We start from the raw sequence: 24,215 nt of genomic DNA on the forward strand, positions 1-24,215 counted from the left end.
GTCGGATGGCGCGTCGATGGTGTCAGCGGCTGCGCGGGCGTCAGCCCTTGACAGCGCCGGCCATGATGCCGCTCACGAGCTGCTTGCCGGCGAACGCGAACAGGATCAGGAGCGGGATGGTCGACAGCAGCACGCCGGCGAGCACGATCGAGTAGTCGACGAAGTAGTTGGACTGAAGGAGCGACAGCGCCACCGGCAGTGTCGGGTCACGGCGGTCGAGCACGATGAACGGCCAGAAGAAGTTGTTCCACGCACCCACGAAGGTGAAGAGGAACAGCATCGCCGCCGCCGGGCGGGCGGCGGTCACGCCGATCACCCAGAAGGTGCGGATCATCGAGGCGCCGTCCACGCGGGCGGCTTCGATGAGCTCGTCGGGCACCGTCTGCTGGAGGTACTGCGTCATCCAGAAGACGCCGAAGGCGCTGGTGAGCGCCGGGATGATGACCGCGCCGATCGAGCCCGTCCACCCCAGGTCGGAGAACAGGATGTACAGCGGCACCACGCCGAGCTGCATCGGGACGGCCATCGTCGCGACGACGAAGATCAGCAGAGCCTTGCTGCCGCGGAAGCGGAGCTTGGCGAACGCCCAGCCGGCGAGGGTGGACGTGACGACGACGGATGCGGCGATCACCGTCGAGCTGAAGATCGAGTTCCACAGCGCCGGCCAGAAGCCGACGGCCGGGTCGTTCACGACGGAGATGGCGTTGGCGATGAAGTTGCCGCCCGGGATCCACGACATGTTCGGGTCGCTGATGGTCGACGCGTCGCCGGAGCCGATGAGGAACGACCAGTAATAGGGGAAGACGGCGGAGAGGACGACGACGGCGAGGCCCGCGTAGACCCAGAACCCTGCCCGGTAGCCCTTGATGCGGGTGGTCTTGCGACTGCCGCGGTCGCCGGCGACGCCGGCGGTCGCGATGGTCTGCTCGACCATGGCGATGGGAGGCGTGGTGCTCATCGGCGGAAGCCCTTCCTGCGCGGTACGGTGACGCCGCGGCCACCCTCGTCACGGACGAGGCGACGCGTGATCATCAGATTGATGAGGCCTATGACGATGATGATGAGGAACAGGATCCAGGCGAGCGCGGCCGCCCGTCCGAAGTTCCATTCCCGCCAGCCGATGTTGTAGAGGAACAGGGTGATCGTCAGCCACTGCTGCGCGGCACCGCCCTGCCCGGTGTTGTCGTACTGGCTGGGCTCGTCGAAGATCTGCAGGCCACCGATGGTCGAGGTGATGATGACGAAGATCAGGGTCGGGCGCAGTGAGGGGAGCGTGATGCTCCAGAACTGCCGGAATGCTCCGGCGCCGTCCACCGTCGCCGCCTCGTAGTAGTCACGGGGCACCGCCTGCATCGCGGCGAGGAGGATCAGGGCGTTGTAGCCCGTCCACCGGAAATTGACCATGGTGGCGATCGCGACGTGGCTGGCGAAGGGGTCCTTGTGCCACTGGACCGCCGGCAGGCCGATGTCGGTGAGGATGCTGTTGACCAGGCCGTAGTTGTCGCCGAACATGTTGCTGAAGATCAGCGCGACGGCGACGGGTGCCATCACATAGGGCAGCAGGACGCTCGTCCGCCAGAACGTCTTGGCGCGGATGTTCCGGTCGAGCATCGCGGCGATGAAGATGGCGAGGATGATCTGCGGGACAGCGGAGAGCAGGAAGATGCTGAAGGTGTTGCGCAGAGCCGTCCAGAACTGGGGGTTTTGCAGGATCCAGACGTACTGGCCCCAGCCGATGAACTCGCCGGTGTTGCGGACGAGATCCCACTCCATGAACGAGATCACGGCCGTGTAGGCGATGGGGAAGAGACCCACGATCGCGAACAGGATGAAGAACGGCGAGATGTAGAGGAACGGCGAGAACTTGACGTCCCAGCGGTTCACCTTCTGGCTGAAGGACAGCACGCGGACGCGCTTCTCCTTCTGGGGATTCGGCGGCATCGCCGAGGGCGCCTCAGGGCGCGTGTCTGTCGCGGTCACGAGCTGCTCCTGGTCGATCAGGTAGGTGGACGAGAGCGTGCGGGCTGCGGGCGCAGCCCGCACGCTCTCGTTCTAGCGGAGAGGCGGTCGGCCTAGAAGGCCTCGACCTCGGCGACCCACGTGTTCCACGAGGTCTCCTGGTCCTCGACTCCGTCGAAGACGCGGGTGACGGCGTTCTGGAGGGCGTCGTGGTACTTGAAGTAGTTCGCGTCCTTGTACGGCGCGACCGTGACGGCCTCGGCGCGTGTGGTCAGGATCTGACCCACCGGTGCGTCCTGGAAGTACTCGTTCGTGGCGTCGGCGAGCTCCTGGCTCTCAAGCGCGTCGACCTGGCTCGGGAAGGTGCCCGCGTTCGCGAAGGCCTTCATCTGCTGCTCGGGAGCGGTCAGCCAATCGGCCAGCTGCAGCGCCGCCTCGACGTTCTCACCGTCTGCGGGGACGGTCAGGTACGACCCGCCCCAGTTGCCGCCGCCGTTGGGGAAGACATCGGCGATGTTCCAGTCGGTGGTGTCGGGCGCGTTGCCCTCGATGATGCCCAGCATCCAGCCCGGGCACAGCATCGCGGCGAACTCGCCGTTGGCCATCGACGCGAACCAGTCGTCGGACCACTGGCCGGCGTAGGCCGAGTTGGGAACGGCGCGCTCGGCGACGAGGTTGTAGGCGTCCGAGATCTCGGGGTTCTCGGTCGCGATGACCGCGCCGTCGGGCTCGGTGTACGTGAACTCGATCTGGTTCACGATGCCCTGGAGCACCGAGTTGGCCGAGTCGATCATCGGCTTGCCGCTCGCGGCCTTGTACTCGTCGGCGACGTCGAGGAAGTGCTCCCAGTCGCCGTTGAACAGCTCTGCGACACCCTCAGGGTCGGAGGCGAGCCCAGCGGCCTCGAACAGGTCGGCGCGGTAGCAGATGCCCTGCGGTCCGATGTCGGTGCCGAAGCCCACGAGACGACCGTCGGCGTCGGTGGCAGCGGCTTCCTTCCAGTCGAGCCAACGGCCCTTGACGCTGTCGGGCGCCTCGGCGAGCAGGTCGGAGTACTGCATCGCCTCGGCGAACCAGTCGATCTCGACACCCTCGATGTCGGCGAGGCCGCCCTTGCCGAGCTTGGCGAAGTAGTTCGCGCGGGCGTCGCCCGACTCTGCGGCACGCGTGTGCTCGACCGTGACGTTCGGGTGCTCGTCCATGTACTCCTGAAGGAGTTCATCGGTGTAGCCGAAGTCGTTGAACGTGGCGACCGTGAGCGTGACGGGCTCGTCGGAATCGGTGGTCGGGGTCTCGCCAGCACCGCCGGCGCAGCCGGCGAGGACGATTGCGGAAGCCGAGAAGGCGGCGACTGCCACGGCGCCCCTACGGAAGGTGCGTGTGTTCACTGTCACTCCTTTGTGTTTTCAGGATGGGTTGGTGTGTTGCAAGGGTGCGGCCGTGGACGGGTGCCTGGCTGCGTTGCCGTGGGAGCGTTCCCACCGGACGATGAGTCACGCTATGGGATCGCTCCCACGGATGTCAAGGGAGCGCTCCCATGATGTGGTCACGGTTGTGTCACGACACATCTCGCCGCCCCGAACGCGAGCGGATGCCCCGGCCCGTAGACTGGGGTGAACCCCTTCCCGCGACATCCGGAGCTCTCGAATGCCCACCATCGTCGTCGACGTCATGCCCAAGGCCGAGCTGCTCGACCCGCAGGGGAAGGCCGTGTCCGGCGCCCTCGCGCGTCTGGGACAGGACGCGTTCACGTCCGTCCGCATCGGGAAGCGCTTCGAGCTCACCGTGGAGGGAGAGGTCGACGAGGAGCTCCTCGCGACCGCCCGCAAGGTGGCCGACGAGATCCTGTCGAACTCCGTGATCGAGGATGTGGTCGGCGTCGAGGTGGTCGAGTGACCGCCCGCGTCGGGGTCATCACCTTCCCCGGGTCGCTCGACGATCGCGACGCGCAGCGCGCCATCTCCGTCGCCGGCGGCGAGCCCGTCGCCCTGTGGCACGGCTCGCACGACCTCGAGGGCGTCGACGCCCTGGTGCTTCCCGGCGGCTTCAGCTACGGCGACTACCTGCGTGCGGGCGCCATCGCCGCCCTCGCGCCGATCATGGCGGAGGTGAAGGATGCCGCGGCCCAGGGCATGCCCATCCTCGGCATCTGCAACGGCTTCCAGATGCTCGTCGAGGCGCACCTGCTTCCCGGCGGCCTGATCCGCAACGCCCACCAGCAGTTCATCCGGCGCGACCAGCGGCTGCGCGTCGAGAACGCCGACACGGCGTGGACCTCGGGCTTCGCCGACGGCCAGGAGATCGTCATCCCGCTGAAGAACGCGGACGGCGGCTACATCGCCTCCGAGACCGAGCTCGACCGCCTGGAGGGCGAGGGCCTGGTGGCCTTCCGCTACCTCGGCGTGAACCCGAACGGGTCGCTCCGCGACATCGCCGGCATCGCCAATGAGCGCGGCAACGTCGTGGGGCTCATGCCGCACCCCGAGCACGCGGTCGAGGCCGGGTTCGGACCCGACACCCCCGACGCGATGCGCTCCGGCATCGACGGGCTGCCGTTCTTCACCTCGGCGATCGCCGCGGTGGTCGCCTCAGCGGCCTGAGGCGCGGCTGGGCCCACGCGCCCGAGTCTCCGCGCAGCGCGTCAGCGATGTGTGGAGGGGGTGTGGGGACCGCTCGGGAATTCCGCTCTGATCAGACGGTTCCCGCGGGCGGCCACACCCCGATGATCACGGCCATGATCAGGATGGTCACGAGTTCATGGGCGATGTTCATGACCGTGAGCGAGGTCGGGCGGCCCTCGAAGGCGTCATGGGTGATGAACCTGGCGGCGGTGAATCCGGCCCAGAGGATCACGGCGGTGCCGAGCGCCGCCAGCAGATAGCCGCCCCCGTAGAAGTGCCAGGCGATGTTGGAGGCTCCGGCGAGCACCCACGCGGTGATGAAGCTCACGATGAGGGTCGTCACGAGGGGCAGCACGGCGCTCCCGCCCGGCCGGTCCATGTCGACCTTGGCGAGTCGCGCCCAGCGCGCGCCGAAGACGTTCCGTGCGTACCAGATCGCCCCGACGGCCATGCTCGAGGCCGTCGCGAGCAGCACTGCCCAGTAGTTGATCTCGGGGACCATCGTCGCCTCCTCATCGGGGCGGCCCGGATGCCGAGCCGTCGCTCGTCGCGAGCGTAGCGCTGCCCGCCGACGCCGACCTGCCACCGCGCCGATAGCGTAGAAGGGTGAGTCGCGGCATCCGGAATCTGATCGTGAGCGTTCCCACCGAGAGGCTGGCGGCCGATCTCGGCCCGCTGCCGGAGGGCGTCGAGCTGGTGGTGTGGTCCATGGACGGGCCCGCTCCGCGAGACAGGTTCGACATCGTCGTGCCGCCGTACATGAAGATGGCACGCGTGCTCGCGCGACTCGAGGGCGTGCCGACCCGGCTCGTGCAGAGCCAGTCGATCGGCTACGAGGGCGTCGAGGAGCTGCTGCCCGACGGGCTCGCGTTCGCGAACGCGTCGAGCGTGCACGAGACGTCGACCGCCGAGCTCGCCGTCGGCCTCGCCATCGCGGCGCAGCGGCGCATCGACGCGTTCGCGCTCGACACGGGGGCGGGGCGGTGGGCGCCCGCCTACAGCGAGAGCCTGGCCGACCGACGCGTGCTGCTCCTCGGCTATGGCGGAGTGGGCAAGGCGGTGGCCGCTCGGCTGGTCCCGTTCGAGGTGCGGCTCACGGCGGTGGCCAGCCGGGCGCGAATGGAGGACGGGATGCCGGTCCACGGCGTCGACGAGCTGCCGGAGCTCCTTCCCGACGCCGAGATCGTCATCCTCACCCTGCCCGGGGGCGAGAGCACCCGGCGGATGGTCGACGATGCCTTCCTCGCGGCGCTTCCCGACGGTGCGCTCGTGGTCAATGTCGGCCGCGGAACGCTCGTCGACACCGACGCCCTCGTGGACCACGTGCGGCGCGGGCGCGTGCGCGCGGCCCTCGATGTGACCGACCCCGAGCCGCTGCCCGAGGGGCACCCACTGTGGTCGCTGCCCGGCGTGCTGATCACCCCGCACGTCGGCGGCGACTCCAGCGCCATGGCCCCGCGGATCGCGCGCCTCGTGCGCGCGCAGATCGAACGGATGTCGGCGGGCGACGAGCCGCTCAACGTCGTGATCGGCGGCTGAGGCGCGTGTGCCAGGGCCCCTTTGGGCCGGTGTTCGACGCGCAGCGCACGGACACGCTCAAGGGGGCTTTTGTCGACAGTTGATGAAAGTTGCGTGAGAAGCGATTCGCTTTTGCTTGACGGCGCGTTAAGAACTGCTCTAGTGTCCGAGAAAGTCAGTGATGATCAGAAGTGCACATCGACGTGTCGTGGACTCCGCGGAACGCTCGAATCGGGGGAGCGACGGGTGCTCTCCGTGCATGGGCGATGTCGCCGACGCCCACTGGAACGATCCGTGCAAGGGAGCATCATGGACGACCTCACTCACCAGGACGAAGAGGACGCTCGCGTCCTCGGGCGCAAGCTCGGCCTCAGCCGGCGGCAGCTGCTCGCCGCCACCACCGGGATGGCGGCCGCCGCGATGTTCGGCCTCGGCACCGGACACGCCCACGCCCACTCCGGCGGAGCGGCAGCAGGTCTCGCGGCGGCGAAGGGCGGAAGCAACGGCGTGCTCTTCCCGCCGGCCAAGCGAGGCATCATCCTCTACACCGTCCGCGATGCCGTCGGCCGCAACCCGCTGACGAGCGATCTGCCCTCCGGCTTCAAGGAGGTCCTGGCCGAGCTGTCGCGCATCGGCTACAAGCAGATCGAGTTCGCGGGGTACACCCAGAACGCGAACTCGGCCGGCGGGGCGAACATGGGCACGGTGGCCGGGGCGCAGCAGCTGCGCGCCTGGCTGGACGGCAACGGGCTCGAGGCCGAGGGCAACCACGGCAGCATCCCGGCGACGGTGAACGCGACGACGATCGCCGACTTCGACGCGCAGTGCCAGATCGCGAACATCCTGGGGTTCGACCACATCGGGACCGGCATGGACCCCGTCGCACCGGGCTGGGTGCCCGGAGTGGGCGTCTACAAGTCGGAGTGGGACGCCACCCTCGACGCGTGGAACTTCTGGGGCGCGCGCGCACGCAGTCACGGCCTCAAGCTCTACACGCACAACCACCAGCACGGGTACGACTTCCTCATCGACAGCGGCCCCCTCGACGACGCGGGCCGGCCCACGCGGTCCAGTGGCATCCGTCGCCTCGAGTACTTCCTCGAGAACACGGATCCGTCGGGTGTGTACTTCGAGCTCGACATCTACTGGGCGCACGTCGCGCAGCACATGTTCGACACGTACACGGCGCCCGACGGCTCGTCGGTCTCGAGCGTGTTCGATCCGGCCGGCCTCGTCGCCGCGAACTCCAAGCGCTTCCCGCTGTTCCACGCGAAGGACGGACGCCTCAACGCCGCCAACCCGCTCGGGTACGACATCGTGCCGTTCGGTCAGGGAGACATCGACTTCACGACGTTCTTCCAGCGCATCGGCAACAAGGGCTACCGCAACCCGATGTGGGAGCAGGACAACGCGCCCAGTGGCGCCGTACCCGCGCAGTCACTGCAGAACGCAGCCTCGTCCTACCAGGCCCTGGCCGCCCTGCGCGGCTAGCGAACGACCCGGAGGGGGGCGCCGAACAATCGGGTCCACACGCCCCCCTCCGACACCACGTGCGTCTGGGTGTGATGCCGTCAGGCCGTGAAGACCGCGTGCACGTCGCCGACCAGGGCGCGACCGCCGAGGGCCTCGAGCTCCATCAGCACGGCCGTGCCGACGACCGTCCCACCGAGCGAGGCCACCAGCTCGTGCGCCGCCACGAGTGTTCCGCCGGTCGCGAGCACGTCGTCGACCAGGAGCACGCGCATGTCCTGGCGGATGTCGTCGTGCGCCTCGATCGTGGCGGAGCCGTACTCCAGTGCGTAGGAGACGGATGCCGCGGGCCGAGGCAGCTTGCCCGCCTTGCGGATCGGCACGAGCCCGGCGCCGGCCTCCATGGCCGCGGCGCCGGCGAGCAGGAACCCGCGCGCCTCCACACCGGCGACGACGTCGAACTCCCCCTCGAAGGGGGCGATCATGGCGTCGATCACGGCACGGAGGGCCGAGGCATCCGCCAGCAGCGGCGTGATGTCGCGGAACAGCACACCCGGCTCGGGGTAGTCCGGGATCGTGCGGATGAGCGACTCGGCACGGAGGAGGGCTTCGGTCACCGCCTCACGATACCTCCCGGGGTGATGCGCACCGGCTGCCCAGGACTCATTGGGCACTCTCGGATAAGAAATGTAAGCGCTTGCACTATCCTGGTCCGATGACCTCGTCCCAGACCGCAGAACGCACCGACGCGCCCGTCTCCCGCGCAGGAGCGGAGTGGTGGCGCACCGCCGTCATCTACCAGATCTACCCGCGCTCGTTCTCCGACAGCTCGGGCGACGGCATCGGAGACCTCCCCGGCATCACGTCGCGGCTCGACGACCTCCGCGACCTCGGCATCGACGCCATCTGGCTCAGCCCGTTCCAGCGGTCGCCGCAGAAGGACGCCGGCTACGACGTCGCCGACTACTGCGACGTCGACCCGCTGTTCGGAACGCTGGGCGACTTCGACACGATGCTCGAGGCGGCGCACGACCGCGACATCCGGGTGATCGTCGACCTGGTCCCGAACCACTCCTCCGACCAGCACGTCTGGTTCCAGGAGGCCCTCGCGGCCGCTCCCGGCAGCGCCGAGCGCGCGCGCTACATGTTCCGCGACGGCAAGGGCGTCGAGGGCGAGCTGCCCCCGAACAACTGGGAGTCCGTCTTCGGTGGTCCCGCGTGGACGCGCATCGTCGAGGCCGACGGCACCCCGGGCCAGTGGTACCTGCACCTGTTCGACTCGTCGCAGCCCGACTTCGACTGGTCGAACGAGGCGGTGCGCGAGGAGTTCCGCCGCATCCTCCGCTTCTGGCTCGACCGAGGAGTCGACGGCTTCCGCGTCGATGTGGCGCACGGGCTGGTCAAGGCCGACGGCCTTCCCGACTACACGCCGGACCCCGAGGCCGGCTCGATGGGCGGCGAAGAGGCGAACGTCCCCTACTGGGGTCAGGACGGCGTGCACGAGGTGTACCGCGACTGGCACACGCTGCTCGCCGAGTACGGCGGCGACCGGGCGCTGTGCGCCGAGGCGTGGCTGCCCACCCCCGAGAAGACCGCGCTGTGGGTCCGCCCCGACGAGATGCACCAGGCCTTCAACTTCGCCTACCTCGAGACTCCCTGGCAGGCCCCTGCCCTCCGCTCGGTGATCGCGGAGTCCATTGCCGCCTATGCCGCCGTCGGCGCTCCCAGCACGTGGGTGCTCTCGAACCACGACGTGGTGCGCCACGCCTCGCGCCTGGCCCTGACCGCGGAGAACCCCCAGGGTCACGGCATCGGCCCGGACTCCCCCGGCAAGCCCATCGCCGAGGTGGGCCTCCGCCGCGCCCGCGCCGCGACCACGCTGATGCTGGCGCTGCCCGGCTCGTCGTACCTCTACCAGGGCGAGGAGCTCGGCCTGCCGGAGGTCATCGACATCCCCGGCGACGCCCGCCAGGACCCGACCTGGTTCCGCACGAACGGCGAGCGGTACGGGCGCGACGGGTGTCGCGTGCCGATCCCGTGGACCGCGGATGCCCCGGCCTACGGCTTCAGCCCGAACGGAGCGGCCTGGCTGCCCCAGCCCGCCGAGTTCGCGCCCCTCGCACGTGACGCACAGTCCGCGGACCCCGACTCGACGCTCTCGCTGTACCGCTCGCTGATCGCGGCCCGGCGCGCACGCGACCTCGGCGCCGGCTCGCTGCAGTGGCTCGAGGGGTTCGGGACGGACGTCGTGGCATTCCGCAACGGGAATGTCACTGTCGTGGGGAACACCGGCGACACTCCGATCGCGCTGCCGGACGGTATCGTGATCGCGTCGAGCGGTCCGATCCCGGGCGACGAGCTGCCGGCCGACACCACGGTCTGGCTCGCGAACGACTGAGGTCCTTCCGGCCGTGACGCCGGAACGGGAAGTGGGGACGACGTGGTCAGCATCGACGAGGTGGCACGCCACGCCGGCGTCTCCACGGCGACCGTCTCCCGTGCCTTGAGCGGCCGCGGACACGTCTCGGACTCCACGAAGGCCCGCGTCGAGGCCGCGGCGAAGACCCTCGGGTACGTCGTCTCGGCGTCGGCGTCGAGCCTGGCCTCCGGGCGCACGCGCAACATCGGCGTGCTGGTGCCCTTCCTCGACCGCTGGTTCTTCTCGACGGTGCTGAGCGGCATCGCGTCGGCGCTCATGCGGCGCGGCTACGACATCACGCTGTACAGCCTCACCGCCAACCGGGACGAGCGGCTCGCGATGTTCGAGACGTTCCTCCGGCGCCAGCGAGTGGACGGCGTCATCGCGATCTCGCTCGAGCTCGGGCCGGAGGAGACCGAGCGACTGCGCGAGCTCGACCTGCCCGTCATCGCCATCGGCGGGCCCAATCCGAGGCTCACCACCCTCACCGTCGACGACGTCGCCGTCGCACGCCTGGCGACCGAGCACCTGCTGGCCCTCGGCCACCGCGCGATCGCCCACATCGGCGCGAGCCCCGAGTTCGACATCGACTTCCACATCCCCACGCATCGTCGGCAGGGATTCGAGCAGGCGCTGGCGGATGCCGGCATCGACGTCAAGCCGTCCCTCTACGAACCCGCCGACTTCACGATCGAGGGCGGCTTCCGCGCCGCCAAGCAGCTGCTGGGCAAGCCCGGCGGCCGCCCGACCGCGATCTTCGCCGCCTCGGACGAGATGGCGATCGGCGCGCTGCTGGCCGCCCGCGAGCTCGGCTACCGCGTGCCCGAGGACCTCTCGGTCGTCGGCATCGACGGCCACGAGCTCGGCGAGTTCTTCCGCCTGACGACCGTCGACCAGTTCCCGCTCGGGCAGGGCGAGCGGGCCGCCGACGCCATCCTCGCCGCCCTCGAGGCGAAGGATGCCGCGCCCCCGCAGCATCAGCCGGGCGAGCTGCCGTACGAGCTCATCGTGCGCGGCTCGACGGCACGCCTCCCGTCCTGACGGCGTTCCGTCTCGCGTCGCACCCGCGGATAGGCTCGGCGCATGACGATCGACCTCGAAGCGCTCTACATCGACCTGCACCGGCATCCCGAACTGTCGTTCCAGGAGACGAGGACCGCAGGGGTCGTCACCACGCAACTCGCCGAGCTCGGCATCGAGTTCGAGGAGGGCATCGGCAAGACGGGCGTGGCCGGCGTGATCCGCAACGGCGAAGGCCCGGTCGTGTGGCTGCGGGCCGACATGGACGCGCTCCCCGTCCCCGAGCAGACCGGCCTCGCGTACGCGAGCACCGCCCGCGGCACCGATCCGTCCGGGCTCGACGTGCCGGTGATGCACGCCTGCGGACACGACATGCACGTCTCGGCGCTGCTGGGGGCCCTGGAGCGCCTGCTCGCCACGCAGGACGAGTGGAGCGGCACCATCGTCGCCGTCTTCCAGCCGGCCGAGGAGTACGGTGCGGGCTCGCAGGCCATGATCGCCGACGGCGTTCTCGACCGCTTCCCGAAGCCCGACATCGTGCTGGGGCAGCACGTGACCCCCCTGCCCGCGGGCACCATCGGCGTTCGCAGCGGCACTCAGATGGCCGCATCCGACGGACTCACCGTCACGCTGCTGGGCCGCGGCGGACACGGCTCGCGCCCGCACTCCACCATCGATCCGGTCGTCATGGCCGCCGCCACCGTCATGCGCCTGCAGACGATCGTGTCGCGGGAGGTCGATCCTCGCGACGTCGCCGTCGTCACGGTCGGCTCGATCCACGCGGGGCTCAAGAACAACATCATCCCCGCCGAGGCGAAGCTCGAGCTGAGCCTGCGCTATCCCGACGACGAGGCGCGGGCCCGCGTGCTGGAGAAGGTCGAGCGGGTGGTCCGCGCTGAGGCGCAGGCCTCGGGCGCCGAGGAGCAGCCGGTCATCGAGATCGACCATTCGCTCCCGCCGACGATCAACGACGTCGACGCCACCGCACGACTGCGCCTTGCCTTCGACACCGCATTCGGCGAGGGCACCGTCATCGACCCCGGCATGTTCACGGGCAGCGAGGACGTGTCGTGGTTCGCCCGCGACGCCGGAGTGCCGCTGGTGTTCTGGTTCTGGGGCGGGGTCGACCCGGCGACGTTCGCCGCGGCCACCGCCGCGGGGACGGTCGAGCGCGACATCCCGACCAACCACTCGCCGTTCTTCGCCCCCGTGCTGCAGCCGACGCTCGACAACGGCGTGGCGAACCTCGTCGTGGCGGCGCGCGAGTTCCTGGCGCGGCGGTAGGCGCGAGCTAGCGCCACCGCACCTCGACGTGCGGCGGTGGATCGTCGGGATCGAGCGGCTCCCGTGCGTCGACGAGCCGCTGCTGGGACAGCAGGCCCGGAAGACCGCGGCCGTCGGGCGTGACGAACACGAAGATCACCGACACGAGCGCGAACAGCCATCCGACGAAGTCCCATGCCCCCGGCAGGGCGAAGAGCACCAGGTACGCGCCGATGCCGCCGGCGAAGCGGAGGAACCGGGCCAGCGCGACCGGAAGCTCCCCGCCCTCGAAGCGCAGCTGCACGGCGAGGTCGCCGACGGTCCGCCCGGTGACGAGCACCACGATCAGCCACACCGCGATGGGCGTGACGCCCGCGACGACGCCCGCCGCGCCGCCGTCGCGCATCTCGGCGACGGCACCGAGCATCAGGAGCGCCGACTGGAAGAGCACGCCGGCGAAGAGGGAGACCAGCGCGGCGCCGACGACGTCGCACAGCATGGCCAGCAGGCGGCGAGCGCGGGTGACGGGACGCGGGAGGTCGGCATCCGCTCTCCGCGCCATCCCCCGATGCCGCCGCGGAACGAGCAGCGACAGGAGCGATCCCAGCACCGCCCCGAGGGTGTTCGTCATCAGGTCGTCGACGTCGAACACGCGGTAGGCGCACGGGTAGAGCCCCCACACGCCGGTGAGCTGCGTCAGCTCGATCAGACCCGAGACGCCGAACCCCACGAACAGCGCGACGACGACCCCTCGGCCGCCGAGCACCCGCACGAAGACGCCGAGAGGCACGAACAGCAGCACGTTGAGCAGCAGCTGCCGGATCGCAGGATCCCGGAGATCGCCGCCCGACCTGTCGAGTGCCACACCGACCTCGTCCGCGAACGCGAGGAGGTCGGTGTTGGTTGCCGCGCACACCAGGGACGCCGGGTCGGGCAGGGGCAGCAGCGTATACGTCCACAGCGCCATGAAGTAGACGAGCAGCGCGGTCCACAGCAGGAAGCGGCCGAAGGTCAGCCCGCCACGTCGGCGGTAGCTGATCGCGACCAGCGGCACGAACAGGACGAAGCCGGCCAGCAGGCCCAGCGCCACGGCCGACAGTCCGCGCAGCACCCCTTCGTCCACCGTCCGATCTTCGCAGAACGGGCCCTCGCATGGATTTCGTGAGGATGCCCGTCCTGGCCCCGGTGCGCCGCCGGCATCGGCGTAACATCGCCCGCCGTGACCACTGAAAGCCGCGAGCCCGGCGACGAGACGCCGCGCGCCAAGCGCCTCATCCTCGGCGACCCGCTGACCTCCGAGAAGCTCGACGACCAGCTCCTCCCGAAGAAGCGCGCTCTGCCGATCTTCGCCTCCGATGCGCTGAGCTCCGTGGCCTATGCGCCGCAGGAGCTGCTCATGATCCTGCTGATCGGCGGCACCGCGTTCCTCGCGTTCGCCCCCTGGGTCGCTGCCGGCGTCGTGGTGCTGCTCATCGTCGTCGTGGCCAGCTACCGTCAGCTCATCAAGGCCTACCCGTCGGGCGGCGGCGACTACGAGGTGGCGCGAACCAACCTGGGCGAAGTGCCCGGGGTGGTCGTGGCATCCGCTCTCCTCGTCGACTACGTGCTGACCGTCGCCGTGTCGGTCGCCTCCGGGGTCGACAACATCATCTCGGCGATCCCCGAGCTCGACCCCGGGCGCATCGAGCTCGCGGTCGGGTTCGTGGTCCTCATCATCATCGTGAACCTCCGCGGCGTTCGCGAGGCGTCGTTCGCCTTCGCGATCCCGACCTACGTGTTCATCGGCTCGGTGGGGGTGATGGTCGTCGTCGGGCTCACCCGCACGTTGATGGGTGACCCGCCCGTGGCCTCCAGCGCGGAGTACGGCGTGCAGGCCGAGTCGCTCGCTCAGGCCGCGGTCATCCTCCTCGTGCTGCGGGCCTTCTCGAGCGGCTGCTCGGCGCTGACCGGAGTCGAGGCGGTGTCCAACGGCGTGCCGGCGTTCCGCAAGCCCAAGGTGCGCAACGCCCAGGCGACCTTGACGCTCATGGGCGGCATCGCGATCCTCCTGTTCACGGGCCTCACCGCGCTCGCTCTCGTCTCCGGCGTGCACTACGCCGAGAACCCCTGCCACCTGATCGGCTTCGACTGCGCCGCCGGACCCCAGCCGAGTCTCATGGCCCAGGTCGCCGCCGCCACGTTCGGGGCCGGGTCGATCCCCTTCTACGTCATCCAGGCCGCGACCGCCTGCGTGCTGCTGCTCGCCGCCAACACGGCCTTCAACGGCTTCCCGCTGCTGGGCGCCGTGCTCGCCCGTGACGGGTTCGCCCCCAAGGCGCTGAACACCCGTGGTGATCGGCTGGTGTACTCGAACGGCATGATCATGCTCGGCGTCGCTGCGATCCTCGTGCTGATCGTCTACCGGGCGAACCTGACGACGCTCATCCAGCTGTACATCATCGGCGTGTTCGTGTCATTCTCGATCGGCCAGATCGGCATGGTGCGACATTGGCGCCGGGCGCTGCGCAACCTCACGTCTCCTGCTCCGGATGCCGCAGCCCAGCAGTCCGCCGCGTCCGAGCGCCGCTCTGCCCGCATCGGCCTCGCGATCAACGCCGTCGGTGCGGCCATGACGATGTCCGTGCTCCTGATCGTCACGGTCACCAAGTTCACGCACGGCGCGTGGCTGGTGTTCATCGCGATCCCGATCCTCGCGCTGCTCATGGTGGGCGTGAGCCGGTACTACCGCGACGTCGAGCACGAGATCCGCGTCGACGACGTCACGCACTTCGGGGCGGAGGGCGACCTCGCGATCATTCTCGTGAACCGCCTCCAGAAGCCGGTCATCAAGGCCATCCACTACGCACTGGCCGCCAAGCACGACAAGACGATCGCGCTGCACGTGGCGGTCAGCGAAGAGGAGTCGAGCGCGCTGCAGCGCCAGTGGGAGGAGCATCGCATCCCCGTCAAGCTCGTGATCATCGACTCGCCCTACCGGTCGTATGCAGCCCCCGTGGCCCGGTTCATCAAGCAGTACCGCGAGAAGTTCGGCTCGTCGGTCGTCACGGCATATCTGCCGCAGTACATCGTCGGCCACTGGTGGGAGTCGCTGCTGCACAACCGGCGTTCGCGTCGCATCGCACAGCAGCTCATGCTCGTGCACGGCGTGAGCATCACCCTCGTGCCCTGGCTGCTCGACTCGTCGGAGGTCATCTACGGCCGACGCTCGCGGACGCTGCCCGGCGACGATCGAGCGGGCCGCCCGGTGCAGCCCGAGGTGCACACGAACGCGCGTCGGGCGTCGCGCGCGGGCGGTCCGCCGGAGGTTTCCGCCGCGGGCTCGGCAGGTGGTTCGGCCGGCGGCTCGGCGGGTGGTTCGGCGGGTGGTTCGGCGGGTGGTTCGGCCGGCGTCGAGAGGGTGCCGACGACGTCGGGGCGCTGACGGGGGGCGCGTCGGGAAGCCACCGCACCGGCTGCCGTGCCTGTGCGTCCACCCGCCGTGCACCGGCACCGAGCCGGAGCGGGTCAACCCGCGTAGCCTGGAAGGGTGACATCTTCCGCGCCCGTGCTCGACCTCGCGGCCATCCGCGCCGACTTCCCGCTCCTCGGCGAGCGCATCGGCGACGCCCCCCTCATCTATCTCGACTCCGCCGCGACGAGCCAGAAGCCCCAGGCCGTCATCGACGCCGAGGTGGCATTCCTCACGCGGTCGAACGCCGCGGTGCACCGCGGTGCGCACACCCTCGCCGCAGAGGCGACCGAGCTGTTCGAAGACGCTCGTGCCACGGTCGCGTCGTTCGTCGGCGCTCGCCCGGAGCAGCTCGTCTGGACCAGCGGCGCCACGGCCGGCCTGAACCTCATCGCCTACGCGATCGGCAACGCCTCTCTCGGACGCGGCGCCCCCGAGAGCACGCGGTTCGCCCTGAGCCCCGGCGACGAGCTCGTGGTGACCGAGACGGAGCACCACGCGAACCTCATCCCCTGGCAGGAGCTGGCCGCCCGCACCGGCGCCGTGCTGCGGCACATCCCCGTCCGTGAAGACGGCACGATCGACACGGATGCCGCGGCATCCGTCATCACCGACCGCACCAGGGTCGTCGCCTTCCCTCACGTCTCGAACGTGCTGGGCATCGTCAACCCGGTCGCCGAGCTCGTCGCCCTCGCGCGCGCGGTCGGCGCCCTCACCGTGCTGGACGCCTGCCAGTCCGCGCCGCACCTGCCGCTCGACCTTCCGGCGCTGGAGGTCGACCTGGCCGTCTTCTCCGGTCACAAGATGCTCGGGCCCTACGCGGTCGGCGGGCTGTACGGCCGGTCGGAGGTGCTCGCGGCGCTCCCGCCCTTCCTGACCGGCGGCTCGATGATCACCACCGTCACGCTCGACGAGGCGAAGTACCTCCCGCCGCCGCAGCGGTTCGAAGCCGGCACCCAGCCGGTGTCGCAGGCCATCGGCCTCGCCGCCGCCGTGCGCTACCTCGACGGCGTCGGCATGGACGCGATCCACGCACACGAGCGGGCGCTCGAGGCCCGCATGGGGGAAGGGCTGAGGACGATCCCCGGCATCCGTCTCCTCGGCGACGCCGCTGGGGTCGAGCGCGTGGGCCTGTGGGCCTTCGACGTCGACGGGGTGCACGCGCACGATGTGGGACAGTTCCTCGACGCCCGCGGGATCGCCGTGCGCGTCGGCCACCACTGCGCCCAGCCCCTGCACCGTCGGTTCGGCCTGACCGCATCCGTGCGGGCGTCGGCCGCGCTCTACAACACCGAGGACGAGGTCGACGCCTTCCTCGACGCCGTCGCCGGCGTGCGGACGTTCTTCGGAGCGGGCGCATGAGCGGGCTCGAATCCCTGTACCAGGAGCTCATCCTCGACCACTCGAAGCGCCGAGTGGGCTTCGGTCTCGCCGACGAGGAGGGACGCTCGGCCACCTCGCACCAGCACAACCCCCTGTGCGGCGACGAGATCACCGTGCGGATGCGGCTCGCCGAGGACGGCGATGTGATCCGCGACGTGACGTGGGAGGGCAACGGCTGCTCGATCTCGCAGGCCTCGGCGTCGATGCTCGCGGAGCTCGTGGACGGTCTGGCGCCGGCCGAGGCATCCGCTCTCATCGACGGCTTCCGAGAGGCGCTGCGCTCCCGCGGCACCATCGCGCTCGATGAGGACGTCTACCTGGATGCCGCGGCCCTGTCGGGCGTCTCCAAGTACGTCGCACGGGTCAAGTGCGCGATGCTCGCCTGGGTCGCGCTCGAAGACGACCTCGCCCGGGCCTGAGCCGGGGCTCGGGGCTCGGTCCGGGCGGCCGGCCTTCTGGCTCGGCTCGTGTTGCCGCGGCTCGGCCGTTCCTCCGCCGAGCGCGCATAGTTTGCACGAACGCGCATGGTTTCCCCGTGCAAACAGTGTGCGCTCGTGCGAAGAGTGTGCGATCGGCGCCCCGGCGCCGGGCACCGGCCGCTCGACGCTGCCGGCACCTTGCCCGGATTTGCTCAAGCCCAGGCCCGGCCCCTCGCCGGGAACCACACAGCCCTGGTCCGCCCCCCTTGGCCCGGCCCTACCTCGAGAGCGCATAGTTTGCACGAGAGCACATGGTTTGCCCGGGCAAAGAGTGTGCGTTCGTGCAAACCATGTGCTCTCGGCATCGACGCGCGACGCCGGGCACCGCAGACCGGGGCGGCCACCAGGACCGTATGGAAACCGTGAGGACGCTCCCCCCACGCGGCCCGTCCGGACGGGCGAAGCCTAGGATCGGGCACGGGCTCAGTCTCGCCGGAGCGACAGGCTCAGTCCTGCCGGAGCGACGGGCTCCGGACCGCCCGGGCGGCGCATGCTCCGCCCAGGAACCAGCACGACAACAGGAGGCGCGATGGACACCGGCACGCCACGCGTCGTCGTCGCCCTGACCGGCGGACCGGAGGGCGAGACACTCCTGCGTCGGGCCGGGCGGATCGCCGGCGCTTCAAACCCCGGCACATCGAACCCCGGCACATCGAACCCCAGCTCTTCGAACCCCGGCACCGCGGCCCGCGGCGAACTGCTCGCCGTCCACGTGTCCAGTGGAGAGGATCCCGGCACGGCCGCGCCCGGCGCCCTCGCGGCGCAGCGCGCCCTCGTCGAGGAGCTCGGCGGCAGCTTCCACCAGATCGTCGGCGACGACATTCCCCGTGCGCTGCTCGAGTTCGTCCGCTCCGTCGACGCGACCGACATCGTCATGGGGGTGAGCCGGCGCGGCCGGGTCGCCGCCGCACTGACGGGCCGCGGCATCGGCCGGACCGTGATCCACAGCTCGCCCGACGTCGACGTGCACATCGTCGACCATGCCGCCGCCGGTGGCACCGGACTCCCCCGTGTGCGCGGCGGCGCGCTCAGCCGAGAACGCGTCGTCCTCGGCTTCGTCGTCGCGCTCGTCGGCGGGCCCCTCCTCACCTGGCTGCTCTACTCCACGCGCACCCCCGAGTCGATCACCTCGGAGGTGCTGGCCTTCCAGCTGCTCGTGGTCATCGTCGCCCTCGTGGGCGGCATCTGGCCGGCGCTGTTCGCGGCGGTGCTGTCCGGCCTCACTCTGGACTACCTGTTCGTGGCGCCGCAGTTCGCCGTCACGGTCGCCGACCCGCTGCACCTGTGGGCGCTGTTCCTCTACGTCGTCATCGCGGTGCTCGTGAGCTACATCGTGGATCAGGCCGCCCGGCGAGCGCGCACCGCCCGGCGGGCGACGGCCGAGGCCGGCCTGTTGGCGGCGGTCGCCGGCAACGTCCTGCGCGGCGAGAGCGCCGTGCCGGCTCTGGTCACGCGCGCTCGTGAGGCGTTCGGAATGACCGGGGTGCGGGTGGTCTCTCCCGACGGAACGGTCGTCGCGACGGACGGCGAGCCGGTGCCGGACGGCCGCGTCGTGCGCGTGCCGATCCCGCCGGGCGACCGCGGCACCCTGGAGCTGCACGGCGGCGAGCTGGACGACTCGGAGCGGCGCCTGCTCGACGCCGTCGTCGCGCAGCTCGGCGCCGCGCTCGAGCGAGCCGAGCTGGAGGAGACCGCCCGGGAGGCCGCCGTTCTGGCCGAGACCGACCGGGTGCGCACAGCGCTATTGTCGGCGGTGAGCCATGACCTTCGCCGCCCTCTCGCCGCCGCCGTCGCGGCCGTCGGCGGTCTGCGCGCCCCCGGATCCCACCTGTCATCCGAGGACCGCGCGGAGCTGGTCGCCACCGCCGACGAGTCGCTCTCGACGCTGTCGGCGCTCGTGACCGACCTCCTCGACGTGAGCCGGGTGCAGGCGGGAGTGCTGGCCGTATCGCTCGCGCCCGTCGACGCGGCCGACGTCGTGCTGGCCGCGCTCGACGAGCTCGGCGCCGGGCCGGACGAGATCGAGCTCTCCCTCGACGAGGAGCTCCCGCCGTTGCGGGCCGACCCCGTGCTGCTGCAGCGGGTGCTCGTCAACGTCCTCGCCAACGCCGTTCGCCATTCCCCCGAAGGACGCCGGGTGCGTGTCACCTCGACCGCGCGCGGGCCGCTCGCCCAGGTGCGCGTCATCGACCACGGCCCCGGCATCGCGCCCGAGCGGCGCGACGAGATGTTCGCCCCCTTCCAACGGCTCGGCGACACCGACAACGCGACGGGGCTCGGACTGGGCCTCGCGCTCTCGAAGGGCTTCACCGAGGGAATGGGCGGCACGCTCACGCCCGAGGACACCCCGGGCGGAGGGCTCACGATGGTGATCTCCCTGCCCGTGACTGCGGAGGCGCCGTGAAGATCCTGGTCGCCGACGACGATCCGCAGCTGGTCCGGGCCCTTCGGATCACCCTCGCGGCGCACGGCTACGAGGTCGTCGCCGCGCCCGACGGAGCTGCGGCCATCGCCCTCGCGGCGAAGGAGCATCCCGACGTCGTGATGGTGGATCTCGGGATGCCGCGCCTCGGCGGCATGCAGGTCATCGAGGCGCTGCGCGGATGGACCACCGCGCCGATCATCGTGGTGTCGGGCCGGACCGGATCGGCGGACAAGGTCGAGGCCCTCGACGCCGGAGCCGACGACTACGTCACCAAGCCGTTCCAGATCGACGAGCTGCTCGCGCGCCTGCGCGCGCTGTCGCGCCGGGTCACGGCATCCTCCGGCGAACCGGTCGTGTCGTTCGGCGAGGTCCGCGTCGACCTCGCCGCGAAGGCGGTCACCCGCGCCGGCGCACTCGTCCACCTCACGCCCACCGAGTGGCGGATCCTCGAGTACCTGGCGCGCAATCCGGGTGCGCTCGTCACCCGGCAATCCCTGCTGAATGAGATCTGGGGCACCGACCAGGTGACCGACACCGGCTACCTGCGGCTGTACCTGTCGCAGCTGCGCAAGAAGCTGGAGGCCGACCCGGCGCGTCCTGTGCACCTGCTCACGGAGTCGGGCATGGGCTACCGGCTCGTGCTCGACGGCGCTCCCCGCTCGGAGCCGATCGACACGAACCGATGAAGGCGGGCGGATGCCGCAGCATCCGCCCGCCCGTCCACCCGTGGATCAGCCGACGGTCGCGACCGCCACACCCGGCTGGTCGCTGAACAGGCCGTCCATGCCGGCGTTCAGGAACACGCGGATCTCTCCCGGCAGGTCGCCCGGGGCGTTCGGGTCGGTGCTCGATCGGAACTCGGCCGGCAGGAACTGGTTCTCGAGCCGGAAGGTCCAGCCGTGGACCGTGAGCCCCGCCGCGTGCGCGTCGGCGATCACCGCGGTCGGGGTGCCGAGGTTTCCGGCGGCGGTGCGCGGGATCATCACCGACTTCTCAAGACCGACGCCGTCCGCGTACGTCGCCACTTCGGCAAGACCCGCGGGAGTCACCAGGTGGGCATAGGTGCGCGGGTCGCCCGCCGCGGTGAAGTCGAACGGCCGGCCGGCTCCGCTCACCAGCTGGGCGATGGTGACGTTCGTCATCGTGTTCAGCTCCTTGAGGTTCGCGACCTCGAAGCTCTGGAGGATCACCGGCGCGTCCGCGCGATCGACGCCGTTCGCCTGCAGCGCGGCGACGAGCGGCTCTTCGAGCGACAGGCCGATCGAGTCGAAGTACGTCGGATGCTTCGTCTCGGGGTAGACACCCACCGGGCGGCCGTCGCAGCTGACGGAGTGGCGGGCGAGGTCGATGACCTCGTCCAGTGTCGGCACGAGGTAGAGGCCGTCGAACGCCGTGTTGGCCGGGCGGGTCTGCGGGAGCCGCTCCTTGGCGCGGAGGATGCGGAGTTCGGCGAGCGTGAAGTCCTCCGTGAACCAGCCGGTGATGCGCGCCCCGTCGATGGTCTTCGTGGTGCGCCGGTCGGCGAACTCGGGGCGGGCCGAGACATCCGTGGTTCCGCCGATCTCGTTCTCGTGCCGTGCGACGAGCACGCCGTCCTTCGTCGAGACGACGTCAGGCTCGATGTAGTCGGCGCACTGCACGATCGCGGTCTCGTACGCGGCGAGGGTGTGCTCGGGGCGGAACCCGCTCGCGCCGCGGTGACCGACGACGGTGATCGCCGACGGCGTGATGCGGGCGCGCTGCAGGTCGATGATGTCGAACTCGGTGTCGTCGGGCGAGCCCGGGACGCGCGCGTCGTTGCCGGGGTAGTTGTTGTCGTTGCCGATCAGGAGGCGACCGTCCTTCAGCTGCACCACGGTCTCGAACGACTGCACCGGAAGGGAGAACACCTCGCCGGTGCCGTAGCCGTCACCGGCGCCGATGCCACCGGGGTTCTGGATGCGCAGCGCATCGAGGACGAGCGTCTTCTCGAGGTAGCCCTGGGCGTCGGTGCGCTTCAGGTCGACCTCGTAGATGCGCTTGGTGACGGCCTGGTCGCCCTCGAAGTCGTCGCGCTCCACGATGAGGAGGCGGTCGTTCTTGGTCAGGAAGGCGTCGCCGATCACGTTCGCCTCCTGGTCGGTCTGGTAGCTCCAGGTGCGCCCGGTGTACGCGCCGCGCTTCGTGTCGAACTCGAGGACCTCGCGTCGGCGCAGGTCCGGATCGTCGACGTAGGCGCCCTCGACGATCGGGTAGAGGTACCGGCCGTTCGCGGATCCGGCGAGTGCCTCGAAGCCGCGGCTCGCACGCACCCTCGGCGTCTCACCCGGCTGCAGGTAGGGGTTCTGCGGCGACTTCGCACCGGTGAGCGAGAACGGCTTCTCGAGCAGCGTGCCCTTCGCGTCGAAGTGGAGCAGGAACGGCCCGAACTCCTCGCCGACCCAGAAGGTGCCGTCCTTCGCCCGCACGACCGACTCGATGTCGAAGTCCGCTCCCGTGAGCAGTCGCTCACGCGTGCCGTCGCCGACGATGGGGAAGTCGAGCACACGGTTGCGGTCGTTGTACGAGATGAACCGCTCGATCCCGATCGAGCCCTCGCCGCCCTCGGCGGTCTGCCAGGCGGGACGGACGAGGTAGTTGCGCAGCAGGAAGTCGGCCGAGTTGGCCTTCGTGCCGAACCCGTTGTCGGGCTGTGCCCAGAACGTCCCGTCTCCGTTGTCGATCGCGGCCGAGAAGCCGGGGATCACCTGCCCGTCCCACGGCCCGGTGCGGCCGTTCCCGGGAGTGGCCAGCGCACCGGAGTCCGGCCCGCTCTCGAGGTGGTCGGCCGAGAGGGTCGCGCGGGCGACGAGCGTCGGGGCCACGGTCTTCACCGTGCCGGCTGCGCCTCGTTCGTCGTCGGCGGCGGCGATCGCCGGGGTGGGGATGAGGACGGCGGCGGCCGTGACGGCCGCGATCGTGAGGGCGAGGACGCGCGGCAGCGCGCGTGGCGTGGGGAATCGGCTCATACGGCGAGCCAAGCGACTGCGGTCAGCCCTGCCGTGTCACCCGCGCGAAGCCTCGGGGTCGGAACGGTGAACGGATGCCCATCCGGGCATGTTCCGACCGCTGCGGGGCGAGCACATCCGGCGCCCGCGGGCGCCGGATGCGGTTCGGCGTGTCCGCCTCAGCCGAGACCGGCGCGCTCGTCCTCGCCGGGAGCGGCATCCCCCGCCACGGGCTTGTTCGACAGACCGACCGAGCCACCGCTCGCGCCACCGCTCAGCGCCGCGGCGACGGCCACCGACTCGTCGATGTCGGGGTACGTCGGGCGGAGCTGGACGGCGTGCTGGCGCGTGTGCTCGCGCTTCGCCTTGCGCGCCGCCGACCACAGGTTGAGACCCTCGACGAGGATCGCGAATGCCATCGGCATGTAGATGAGCGCCTTGTCGACGTGGACGCCGAAGCCCTCGGCGATGAGGAACACGCCGATGAGGAGCAGGAACGACAGCGCCAGCATCTTCACGGTGGGGTGCTTGTTGACGAACGTGAAGATGAAGCGCGACGCGAAGAGCATGATGCCGAACGAGAGCACGACGACCGTGATGATCACGATCATGTTCTCGGTCATGCCGACGGCGGTGATGACCGAGTCGAGCGAGAAGACGATGTCGAGCAGGAGGATCTGCGCGATCACTGACGCGAACGTGACCTGCGCGACCTTCTTGCCCGAGCCGTGCTCCTCTTCGGCACCTTCGAGTTTGTGATGGATCTCGCTCACGGCCTTGTAGACGAGGAACAGACCACCCGCGATGAGGATGACGTCCTTCCACGAGAAGCCGAGTTCGCCGATGAAGAAGACGTCCTCCTTCAGCGTGATGATCCAGCCCGCGAAGAAGACCAGCACCACGCGGATCAGCATGGCCAGGGTGAGCCCGAGATTGCGGGCCCTGGCCTGCTGCTCCTTGGGGAGCTTCGAGGCGAGGATCGAGATGAAGATGACGTTGTCGACGCCGAGAACGATCTCGAGGACGAAGAGTGTGACGAACACCGCGATGAGATCCGGCGTGAAAGCGAAGGAGAAGTCCACGGGGCAATCGTAGGCGGCGGGCCGGCGAGCCATGTCAAGGGGCTTCTCCTGGGGACTGTCTACGAACAGACTGGCAATCGCCGCCTATACCGGTGCAGCCATATGCACCTGCGTAGTGTGGGCCACAACGAGCGGCATTCGCCGTGGCTTCGCGTCGACCAC

Annotated in this window: 20 protein-coding genes; 12 read left to right on the forward strand and 8 right to left on the reverse strand. The window is 70.0% G+C overall.

All coding sequences use genetic code 11. The features are described from left to right. Positions 1–40: 40 nt before the first annotated feature. From SOM19_RS00820 to SOM19_RS00830, 3 genes are all read right to left on the reverse strand, one after another. Positions 41–958, reverse strand: a complete 918-nt coding sequence (locus SOM19_RS00820; protein WP_320484656.1) for a carbohydrate ABC transporter permease — start codon at positions 956–958, stop codon at positions 41–43. Then, positions 955–1,980, reverse strand: coding sequence for a carbohydrate ABC transporter permease (locus tag SOM19_RS00825; RefSeq protein ID WP_414683643.1), 1,026 nt, complete (start codon positions 1,978–1,980; stop codon positions 955–957). Before SOM19_RS00825 ends, SOM19_RS00820 begins: the two co-directional genes overlap by 4 nt. Positions 1,981–2,072: 92 nt before the next feature. Then, positions 2,073–3,347 (reverse strand): ABC transporter substrate-binding protein, encoded by a 1,275-nt coding sequence (locus SOM19_RS00830; protein ID WP_414683614.1) that lies wholly within the window; start codon positions 3,345–3,347, stop codon positions 2,073–2,075. Positions 3,348–3,606: 259 nt separating this feature from the next. Here SOM19_RS00830 and purS point away from each other — a divergent pair, with 259 nt between their 5' ends. After that, a complete protein-coding gene (purS, locus tag SOM19_RS00835; protein ID WP_320484658.1) occupies positions 3,607–3,855 on the forward strand; it encodes a phosphoribosylformylglycinamidine synthase subunit PurS in 249 nt (82 codons plus the stop codon). Beyond that, positions 3,852–4,559 carry a phosphoribosylformylglycinamidine synthase subunit PurQ gene (gene purQ, locus SOM19_RS00840; RefSeq protein ID WP_320484659.1) on the forward strand — a complete coding sequence of 236 codons (708 nt, stop codon included), beginning with the start codon at positions 3,852–3,854 and terminating at the stop codon, positions 4,557–4,559. Before purS ends, purQ begins: the two co-directional genes overlap by 4 nt. 91 nt (positions 4,560–4,650) lie before the next feature. On the opposite strand, the gene SOM19_RS00845 is transcribed toward purQ, so the two are convergent. Then, positions 4,651–5,082: a DUF1761 domain-containing protein gene (locus SOM19_RS00845; RefSeq protein WP_320484660.1), complete on the reverse strand. Its 432-nt coding sequence runs from the start codon at positions 5,080–5,082 to the stop codon at positions 4,651–4,653. 104 nt (positions 5,083–5,186) lie between these two features. On the opposite strand from SOM19_RS00845, the gene SOM19_RS00850 reads away from it, so the two are divergent. Then, complete coding sequence (locus tag SOM19_RS00850) at positions 5,187–6,119, forward strand: 2-hydroxyacid dehydrogenase (RefSeq protein ID WP_320484661.1); 933 nt, start codon at positions 5,187–5,189, stop codon at positions 6,117–6,119. A gap of 288 nt (positions 6,120–6,407) precedes the next feature. Beyond that, the gene (locus SOM19_RS00855; RefSeq protein ID WP_320484662.1) at positions 6,408–7,589 is read left to right on the forward strand and encodes a sugar phosphate isomerase/epimerase family protein; all 1,182 of its coding nucleotides are present in this window, start codon (positions 6,408–6,410) and stop codon (positions 7,587–7,589) included. Between the two features lie 80 nt (positions 7,590–7,669). On the opposite strand, the gene SOM19_RS00860 is transcribed toward SOM19_RS00855, so the two are convergent. Continuing rightward, on the reverse strand, positions 7,670–8,185 hold the full coding sequence (locus tag SOM19_RS00860; RefSeq protein ID WP_320484663.1) for an adenine phosphoribosyltransferase: 516 nt from the start codon (positions 8,183–8,185) through the stop codon (positions 7,670–7,672). A 98-nt stretch (positions 8,186–8,283) separates the two neighbouring features. On the opposite strand from SOM19_RS00860, the gene SOM19_RS00865 reads away from it, so the two are divergent. The 3 genes from SOM19_RS00865 to SOM19_RS00875 are packed head-to-tail and all read left to right on the forward strand — an operon-like array spanning position 8,284 to position 12,291. Further along, on the forward strand, positions 8,284–9,966 hold the full coding sequence (locus SOM19_RS00865) for a glycoside hydrolase family 13 protein (RefSeq protein WP_320484664.1): 1,683 nt from the start codon (positions 8,284–8,286) through the stop codon (positions 9,964–9,966). 42 nt (positions 9,967–10,008) lie between these two features. Then, positions 10,009–11,028 carry a LacI family DNA-binding transcriptional regulator gene (locus tag SOM19_RS00870; RefSeq protein WP_320484665.1) on the forward strand — a complete coding sequence of 340 codons (1,020 nt, stop codon included), beginning with the start codon at positions 10,009–10,011 and terminating at the stop codon, positions 11,026–11,028. A gap of 42 nt (positions 11,029–11,070) precedes the next feature. Further along, complete coding sequence (locus tag SOM19_RS00875) at positions 11,071–12,291, forward strand: amidohydrolase (RefSeq protein ID WP_320484666.1); 1,221 nt, start codon at positions 11,071–11,073, stop codon at positions 12,289–12,291. A gap of 7 nt (positions 12,292–12,298) precedes the next feature. Here the strand turns inward: SOM19_RS00875 and SOM19_RS00880 are convergent, their stop codons facing one another. Next, positions 12,299–13,393, reverse strand: coding sequence for a VanZ family protein (locus SOM19_RS00880; RefSeq protein ID WP_320484667.1), 1,095 nt, complete (start codon positions 13,391–13,393; stop codon positions 12,299–12,301). Between the two features lie 96 nt (positions 13,394–13,489). Between SOM19_RS00880 and SOM19_RS00885 the strand changes: the two genes are divergently transcribed. The 5 genes from SOM19_RS00885 to SOM19_RS00905 all read left to right on the forward strand — a co-directional run bounded on the left by SOM19_RS00885 (position 13,490) and on the right by SOM19_RS00905 (position 20,691). After that, on the forward strand, positions 13,490–15,691 hold the full coding sequence (locus SOM19_RS00885; protein WP_320484668.1) for an APC family permease: 2,202 nt from the start codon (positions 13,490–13,492) through the stop codon (positions 15,689–15,691). A gap of 105 nt (positions 15,692–15,796) precedes the next feature. Next, positions 15,797–17,080, forward strand: coding sequence for a SufS family cysteine desulfurase (locus SOM19_RS00890; RefSeq protein ID WP_320484669.1), 1,284 nt, complete (start codon positions 15,797–15,799; stop codon positions 17,078–17,080). Beyond that, entirely contained in the window at positions 17,077–17,520 is a 444-nt protein-coding gene (gene sufU / locus SOM19_RS00895) for a Fe-S cluster assembly sulfur transfer protein SufU (protein ID WP_320484670.1), read from the forward strand. Before SOM19_RS00890 ends, sufU begins: the two co-directional genes overlap by 4 nt. 589 nt (positions 17,521–18,109) lie before the next feature. Next, complete coding sequence (locus SOM19_RS00900) at positions 18,110–19,984, forward strand: ATP-binding protein (RefSeq protein WP_320484671.1); 1,875 nt, start codon at positions 18,110–18,112, stop codon at positions 19,982–19,984. Beyond that, positions 19,981–20,691, forward strand: coding sequence for a response regulator (locus tag SOM19_RS00905; protein WP_320484672.1), 711 nt, complete (start codon positions 19,981–19,983; stop codon positions 20,689–20,691). The genes SOM19_RS00900 and SOM19_RS00905 overlap by 4 nt, the downstream gene beginning before the upstream one ends. 45 nt (positions 20,692–20,736) lie before the next feature. On the opposite strand, the gene SOM19_RS00910 is transcribed toward SOM19_RS00905, so the two are convergent. Both SOM19_RS00910 and SOM19_RS00915 read right to left on the reverse strand, forming a co-directional pair. Further along, positions 20,737–22,992, reverse strand: a complete 2,256-nt coding sequence (locus tag SOM19_RS00910; protein WP_320484673.1) for an esterase-like activity of phytase family protein — start codon at positions 22,990–22,992, stop codon at positions 20,737–20,739. A gap of 158 nt (positions 22,993–23,150) precedes the next feature. Beyond that, on the reverse strand, positions 23,151–24,053 hold the full coding sequence (locus tag SOM19_RS00915) for a TerC family protein (RefSeq protein WP_320484674.1): 903 nt from the start codon (positions 24,051–24,053) through the stop codon (positions 23,151–23,153). Between the last annotated feature and the right edge of the window lie 162 nt (positions 24,054–24,215).

Origin of the sequence: Microbacterium sp. CFBP9034 (assembly GCF_034045255.1) — a bacterium.
In the GTDB taxonomy this organism is placed as follows: Bacteria; Actinomycetota; Actinomycetes; order Actinomycetales; family Microbacteriaceae; genus Microbacterium.